Origin of the sequence: Lactobacillus sp. HMSC08B12 (genome assembly GCF_001808415.1) — a bacterium.
GTDB lineage: Bacteria > Bacillota > Bacilli > Lactobacillales > Lactobacillaceae > Lactobacillus > Lactobacillus delbrueckii.
This window is the reverse complement of record NZ_KV793127.1, coordinates 1-7,548: the sequence shown is the minus strand read 5'-3', so window position 1 is coordinate 7,548 and position 7,548 is coordinate 1. Positions and strand designations below refer to the sequence as shown.

Here is a 7,548-nt window from a genome sequence, read left to right as displayed (position 1 = left end):
GAGTCAATGTCTTAACTTAATGACATTGCGCGGTCGCGGGGGCTTTGCTTTGTTTCTTTATAATAATTCAGGCTAACTGCCGGCGGAGTTTCTCCAGGGCCTGCTTCTTAATCCGGCTGGCCGTCCGGTAGGGAATATTCATTAAGTCGGCCGTTTCCTTGAGGCTGCGGCCAGCCAGAAGATTCTGGCCTAAAAGCAGCTTTTCGCTAGTCGACAGCTTCTTCCAGGCTTCCTTAAGAAGCAGATTGTGCTGGTCGGCCTGACCAACAAAGGCGGCAGCCAGTAGTGGTTCGTCGTGGTCTCTTTGCCGCTTCTTCTGCCGGAGCAGGTCAAGGATCCGCCAGTAGACCTTGCGGAAGGCCAGCTTGTCAGCTTCTTCTTGCGGCTGGTCAGCCATTTCTTGCAGGCATTGGGCGTAGACGATCAGGCCTTCTTGAAAAAGGTCCTCGTAATCGGCACACTTCCGGTAGACATGGGCCGTTTTCAAGGCTCCGGCGACTAATTTCCGCCTTTCCCAGGCTTGGTCCATTGCTTGATTGATTTGCATGTTCATTTTTTCGCACTCCTTAATTTTTTCTTGCTCGGCGCCTTGCAAGTATTAGCTTAAGGGCTTTGCCAAAGGAGTGCTGACCAGGAGCAAGGAGGCAGCAAGCCCGTTTTTCCACCCTTTACACTTTGAAGAAAATGTAAGAACGGCTGTTTAAGGGCAGATTTAGGGAGTCAATCAAGGTAAAAAATAAAAGTTTTCCTAGGAGAAAAGCAAGAAAGTCGTCATAGATCATTCATACTTCCCCCGTATCATTTAAGCCATAGATCAAGAGATCTTGATCTATTGATTCCATACTTTTTTTATTCTTTCCAAGACAAGCAAATTACGCGGTCTCCGGGCCGCATCTATATCTATTTTTTTACGCGAAAAAGCGCTGGACGTCGCGGTCCAGCGCTTTTTTCTTTTATGTTTACGTTCAATATTTCTTGAATTAGAAAGTCAGCTTCAAGAAGTACTTGACGAACATGGCAGCCAGTACGGCACCGGCAAATGGCGCGGTACCTGGTACGATCAGGCCGTATTGCCAGTCGTTGTTGGCCTTGTTCTTGATTGGCAGGATTTGGTAAGCCAGACGAGGGCCCAAGTCCCGGGCTTGGTTCATGGCGAAGCCAGTAGTACCGCCAAGGCCCATACCGATTGCCCATACCAAGAGACCCACAAGGAGTGGAGTGAAACCGAACTTTTCGTAGTTGGCCACGATAGCCAGGATACCACTCAAGAAGATGGTAGTGGCGATCATTTCGACCATCCAGTTCCGTGGCAGGTTACGCAGGTTAGGGTTGGTGGAGAAGATGTTCCGGGTAGCCACGCCGTCGATGGTGTCTTTGGAAGCCTTGAAGTGGTCAGCATACATGAAGTAGGCCAGAAGAGCCCCGGCAAAGGCACCGGCGAATTCAGCCAGAGTATAAGGGATGAAGCTGGACCATGGGATGATCCCTAGGATAGCCTGGCAGAGAGCCATGGCTGGGTTCATGCAGACGCCGCCGAAGATGAAGAGGCAGGCGGTAATCCCAAATGACCAGGTCGTAATGGCGAAAATGTGGCCTGAGCCGTGGTATTTGGTCTTGTTCAAAACGTCATCGCAGTGCACGCCAACACCGAAAAGAATCATGAGCCCGGTAGACAGGAACTCATTTAACAAGTTGTGTATCAAAATCCTATTCTCCTTGCAGTAGATAATTTTTAAGGTACATAACAGCTAATAATTATATACCTATAGCCGGCAAAAAGATATAGGGAATCGTGATTTTTTGAGCATGAATGCGTTTTCATCGCTAGATTTAACAAACTTTCTAGGGAAAAGTAAGTGAATAGTTCACAAATCTAGCAAAGTGACCGGCAATTCCTATTTATGGCCGCTGGGGAAATGGCCCCGGCGCAGGCGCTGGTCGAGCAACTGGCAGGTCAGGGCTGCCAGGTCCTTAATCGGCTGCTTAACGGTCAGCAGGTCCGGAAAAAAATTGCGGACAAAATTGGAGCCGTCAAAACCTGTTAGCAAAGGCTGGTAGCCCAGCTGGCGGACTCGCTGCTTGACCAGCAAGGCGGTGATATCATCGCTGCAGCAGATGGCGTCGTACTTTTGTCCGGTCAGCAACTTGGCCAGGCGAACCTGCTTGAGCAGGTTGCCGGAAGTGAAGTCCAGATAAGCCGTCTCAAAGCTGGTCTGCTGCTTCTGGAAATAATCCATCATGCCGCGCAGGCGCTCGTTGATGGGGGAGAGGTCCTGCTGGCGGCCGCAGAGGATCAGGATCTGCTTGGCTCCCCGCTTTAAAACAGCCTGAGCCAGCAGGCAGCCGCCGCCATAATTGTCACAACTGACTAGCGGTATTTCCCGGGAAATAGGCCGGTCAAAAGAAACCGTCGGGAGCTTTCTGGCCAAAGGCAGGGGAGTTTCTGGCAAGCTGGTAATCATGCCGCCGAATTCATCGCCCTTCAAGAGCTTGAGGTAGGCGGTTGCTAGGCCGACATGCAGCTGACTGTCATAGCCCAGCTGTTCCAAGTTCCCCTGGACTGCCTCGTAGAATTCCGCGTAGAGCGGGTTGCTGATGGTGGGCAAGAGGACCAGGATGGTCTTAGACCTGGCCTTTTTGGGTTGGTAGTGCAACTTTTTGGCGGCTTGGGCAATTTTGGCTTGGTTGGCGGGGCTGACATGCTGCTACTTGAAATAGCGGGAAACCATAGCAACGGAGACGCCGGCCAGCTGGGCGATTTCAGTAAGAGTGACTTTCATGCTGCTATTAAGCTCCTTTCAAACTGCAAAAAACAATTGGTCTGACAGTTGATATTATAAGCTTTTAAGCAGATTTTGCTGCAAAAAAGCTGCCGGAAATTTCTTAATGGACTCCGCCCTTGTAAACTGGGGTTAGCACAGTAATAAAGCGCTTTAAAATGAAAATGAGGTAAAAATGAAACTGCAAAATAAAGCAATGCTGATAACTTATCCTGACAGCCTGGGCCATGACCTGCACGACCTGGCTTATGTGATGGACCGGTATTTCTCCAAGGCGATCGGCGGGATTCACATTCTGCCCTTCTTCCCGTCTCACGGCGACCGGGGCTTTTCCCCGATGACTTATGAAAAAGTCGCGCCGGAATTTGGCGATTGGTCTGATGTGGAAAAGCTGGGTGAGTAGTATTACTTGATGTTTGACTTTATGATCAACCACATTTCAGCTCACTCTGACTACTACTTGGACCTGATTTACAAGCGCAAGGACAAGGCCCCTTGGGAAGACCTGGAATTCGCGGACGGCAGCCATGAAAAGATGTGGAATACTTTTGGCCCGGACCAGATTGACCTGGACGTGCGGACGGAAGTTACCAAACGCTTCGTCAAGGAAACCTTGTAGCAGTTGGCCAAGCACCACGCCAGCTTGATCCGCCTGGATGCCTTTGCTTACGCGGTCAAGAAGCTGGACACGAGTGACTTCTTCGTTGATCCGGAGATCTGGGACTTGCTGGCAGAGGTCCGGCAAGACCTGGCTGGGACTGACGCGCAGATTCTGCCAGAAATCCATGAGCACTATACCCTGCCTAAAAAGGTCAGTGACCATGGCTACTTTATCTACGACTTTGCCCTGCCAATGGTCCTGCTCTACTCCCTTTACACGGGCAAGAGCCAGCGGTTGGCTGCCTGGCTCAAGCAGTGCCCGATGAAGCAGTTTACGACCCTGGACACGCACGACGGCTTGGGTGTGGTCGATGCCAAAGACATCTTGACTGATGAAGAGATCGACTACACGACCCAGGAATTGTACAAGGTTGGGGCCAACGTTAAGCGCAAGTACTCATCAGCTGAATACAACAATTTGGACATCTACCAAATCAACACGACTTACTACTCAGCCTTGGGCAATGATGACCGGAAATACTTCCTGGCCCGGCTCTTGCAGATTTTTGCCCCGGGAATTCCGCAGATCTATTACGTTGGCCTGCTGGCGGGGGAAAATGACCTGGACCTGCTGGAAAGCAGCAAGGAAGGCCGTAATATCAACCGCCACTACTACAGCCTGGAAGAGATCGCCCATGAAGTTGACCGGCCAGTCGTGGCCAAGCTCTTGAAGCTGCTGGAATTCAGAAACAGCGAAGCCGCCTTTGACCTGGCAGGGCTGCTTGAAGTTGCCACTCCAAGCGAGCATGAAATCGTCTTAACCCGGGTCAACCTGGCTGATTTGACCTACCAAATTACGGTCAATGGCCAGGCAGTTGACCTGTAGAAAAAGTTCATTGAAGAGCAACGGGACAATCATAGATTATTCAAACTTCCTGTGTACTATAAGAACCGTAGACGAGCTGAAAGAACTTGTCTATAACTCATATTTCTTATATTTTTCTTTCCCTGATATACACAACATACATATACACTGCCTAAAGAGCAGCCCGCCAGAAGCAGCTGCTTTTTTGGTCTGCTTTAAAAAATGAAAATAATCATAGACGGCCATTAAAAACAATTGAAGCAGCTTGTAAACAGCTGCTTGAAAAGCTATCCTATAAGCCAGTAAAATTATGCATTGAAATTTATATCGGTAGCGGCAAAAAGCCGCTGAAGTTGAGGGAAAGAGATGAAATTTTAAAAGAGATGAAATTTGAAATGAAAGAGAATAAAAAACGCAAGCTTGAATACCAAGCCTACTTGCCTTACGCGGCCCTGCTTTTGCTAGCGGCGTATTTCTGTTTCCGGCAGATGCTGACCGGGAACGTCATCATCGGTTCAGATACGATCTTTCACTATAACCGCTTCTATGAAACGGCGGAACAGATCAAGCACGGCAACTTCAACTGGTTCATGAGCATGTATGGCTACGGTCACTCAGGCCGGGTGATCAATGCCCTGTACGGGCCGCTGTTTGCCTACGCCAACGGCCTGCTCTTATTGCTCGTTAAGACCTGGTATCGGTATCAGATAGTCAGCTCCTTTATCGTCTACGCGGTTGGGGGGATCGGCATGTACCGGGCCTTGCGCCGCTTTAACAGCCGGCGGTCAGTGGCCACGATTTTGGCCATGCTCTATCTGACGATTGGCTGGATGCCCCGATGGCAGGGGGCAACCAACTTCTCCGGGATCAGTGCTGCTATGATGCCTTATGGCATTCTAGTAGCCGCGGATATGATTTTTGCCGAGAAAAAAATCCCCTGGGTCAAAATGGGTCTCTTAATGGCCCTCGCGCTGGAAGTCCACCTGCTGACGGCCGTGATGTATATGGCCTTTTTGCTTCCGGCCTGGCTTTATGTCTTGATTAAAAACAAGGGGCAGCGGCAGTTGTGGCTGGAGACTTGCCAGGCCGTGGGCCTGGCGGTCTTGCTGGCCTTAAACACCCTGGCTCCCCTGTTATGGCTGTCCAAGACCAACAGTCTGGCGGCGCCATCGACCATGAATATGATGGCCAATGCCCTGCACCTCAAGCACACTTACCTGGCAGTCGCGCCAAGGGGGCTTTTGGGCTACAACCAAAGAGACGGTTTGACTTACTGGCTCTTCTGCATCTTTGCCGGCCAGATCCTCTATGCCGTCTGGCAAAGACAAAAAGACCACCTGAACAGCTATATTACTTTATATGGCGCTTTTTGGCTCTTTATGTCTTCCCGGCTCCTGCCTTGGGAACGGATCTCCAACCGCCTGCCAGCCTTGGCCCGCTACCTGCAGTTTCCGTCCCGTTTCACCTGCATCGCTTATCCTCTGCTATTGATCGGGATAGGGATGTCAGCAGAAATCCTGCTGAAGAAGTCCAAGCACTTCTCCTGGCTGGTTTATGGTCTAATTGGTGCGGCTTTAGCCCTTACTACGAGCAGCATGGTCCGTTACATGAATGCTGATGCTTGGAACGGCTATTTGAACAATGTTGGTCATAATGCCAGCACTAATTTTGGCCATGAAGTCACCAATCCAGGCAAGCATAAAAACAAGAAGACCAAGTCAGGTTTGATCGCCATGACTCCCGCCCGGAAAGAGGCCATGCGGCAGGCCAACGCGGCCACGCACACGAATGACTTGCGTAAGTTTTTGACTTTGACTAAAAAGCCAATCGCTGACTACCTGCCAGTTTACAAATTTGACCCTAAGCCGGTTATTACCGGCTGGGCAGATGGCTACAAAAATAAGGAATATTGGCAAGAGCAGACGAATAAGGCCGCCCGCTCTTACGACAAGACGGTTTTAAATCACAAGGTTAGAAAGCCAATTAAGTTTGAGATCCTCAAGGGGGGAAAAGTCAAGCTGACCTGGACTAGCAAGGGCAAAAAGAAGCGCCTGCCGGTCGTTACTTATGCCCAGTCGAAATTGACGGTCAACGGCAAAGTTTTGACCAAGTATGAAAGAAGCCGGATTGGCGCGCCAAAAGTAGCCAGCCGCCAGGGTAAGAACGTGGCTTACCTGGAATTCGTGACTCCCCTGTGGCTGAAGCTGCTCTTGGCGATCTCCCTTTTATCCTGGCCAGGCTTTATTTGCCTGGGCTTAGGGATTAAACTTAAGGGGAAGAATGCAGAAAGGGAAGGGAAAAAGCAAAAATAATGAAGAAGATTTCAATTATTGTTCCTTGCTACAATGAAGAAGCTGCTCTGCCGCTCTTTTATCCGGTAGCCAGCGAAGTCTTGGAAAAGTTGCCAGACGACTATGAGCTGATTTTTGTCAATGACGGGTCAAAAGACCGGACCCTGGAGATCCTGCACGACTTGGCGGAAAAAGACCCCCATGTCTTCTATATTTCTTTTTCAAGAAACTTCGGTAAGGAGGCGGCCATGTACGCGGGCTTCGTCAATGCCAGCGGGGACTATGTGGCCGTAATGGACGCTGACCTGCAGGATCCGCCAGCGCTTCTGCCGGAAATGATCAAGATCCTGGACTCAGGCGAATACGACAGCGTGGCGACCAGACGGGAGGACCGGAAGGGGGAACCGCCAGTCAGAAGCTGGTTTGCCCGCAAGTTCTACCAGATCATCAATAAGATTTCCGATGCCGACGTGGTCGATGGCGCCCGGGACTTCCGCTTGATGAAGCGGGACATGGTCGACGCGATCGTGGAGATGAGCGAATACAACCGCTTCTCCAAGGGGATCTTTGGCTGGGTTGGCTTCAAGACCTACTGGCTGCCATATGAAAACGTGGAGAGAGTGGCTGGCGAAAGCAAGTGGAACTTCTGGAAGCTGTTTAAATACGCGATTGACGGGATTATCAACTTCTCCCTGGTACCCTTGAAACTGTCCTCCTGGCTGGGCTTTATTATGACGGGCGTAGCCTTTATCATGTTGGTCGTGATCATCCTGCGGCGCTTGATCCACGGGGACCCGGTAGCCGGCTGGGCTTCCTTGATCTGCGTGGTGATCTTCATCGGGGGTCTAGTCATGCTCAGCCTGGGCGTGATTGGCCAGTATCTGGCCAAGATTTATATGGAAAGCAAGCACCGACCCCACTATATTTCCAGTGAATCCAATATCAAGAATGTTAAAAAGATCGACTGAGGTCGATCTTTTTATTTTTCTACTCTAAGTCAAGTGTTATCAAC

Annotated in this window: 5 protein-coding genes and 1 pseudogene; 3 read left to right on the top strand and 3 right to left on the bottom strand. The window is 50.3% G+C overall.

Annotated features, from left to right (window positions below; genetic code table 11):
• Window positions 1-67: 67 nt before the first annotated feature.
• The 3 genes from HMPREF3168_RS02740 to HMPREF3168_RS02730 form a co-directional block, all read right to left on the bottom strand.
• A complete protein-coding gene (locus HMPREF3168_RS02740) occupies window positions 68-553 on the bottom strand; it encodes a sigma-70 family RNA polymerase sigma factor (protein WP_025896346.1) in 486 nt (161 codons plus the stop codon).
• Between the two features lie 427 nt (window positions 554-980).
• Window positions 981-1,703 (bottom strand): D/L-lactic acid transporter LarD, encoded by a 723-nt coding sequence (larD, locus tag HMPREF3168_RS02735; protein WP_003613539.1) that lies wholly within the window; start codon window positions 1,701-1,703, stop codon window positions 981-983.
• A gap of 192 nt (window positions 1,704-1,895) precedes the next feature.
• On the bottom strand, window positions 1,896-2,654 hold the full coding sequence (locus HMPREF3168_RS02730) for a substrate-binding domain-containing protein (protein ID WP_083289581.1): 759 nt from the start codon (window positions 2,652-2,654) through the stop codon (window positions 1,896-1,898).
• A 301-nt stretch (window positions 2,655-2,955) separates the two neighbouring features.
• Between HMPREF3168_RS02730 and gtfA the strand changes: the two are divergent.
• The 3 genes and pseudogenes from gtfA to HMPREF3168_RS02715 all read left to right on the top strand — a co-directional run bounded on the left by gtfA (window position 2,956) and on the right by HMPREF3168_RS02715 (window position 7,504).
• A pseudogene (gene gtfA / locus HMPREF3168_RS02725) lies at window positions 2,956-4,266 on the top strand (sucrose phosphorylase).
• A 332-nt stretch (window positions 4,267-4,598) separates the two neighbouring features.
• Entirely contained in the window at window positions 4,599-6,557 is a 1,959-nt protein-coding gene (locus HMPREF3168_RS02720; protein ID WP_070488377.1) for a glycosyltransferase family protein, read from the top strand.
• Window positions 6,557-7,504: a glycosyltransferase family 2 protein gene (locus tag HMPREF3168_RS02715; protein ID WP_070488375.1), complete on the top strand. Its 948-nt coding sequence runs from the start codon at window positions 6,557-6,559 to the stop codon at window positions 7,502-7,504. The genes HMPREF3168_RS02720 and HMPREF3168_RS02715 overlap by 1 nt, the downstream gene beginning before the upstream one ends.
• Window positions 7,505-7,548 lie beyond the last annotated feature (44 nt).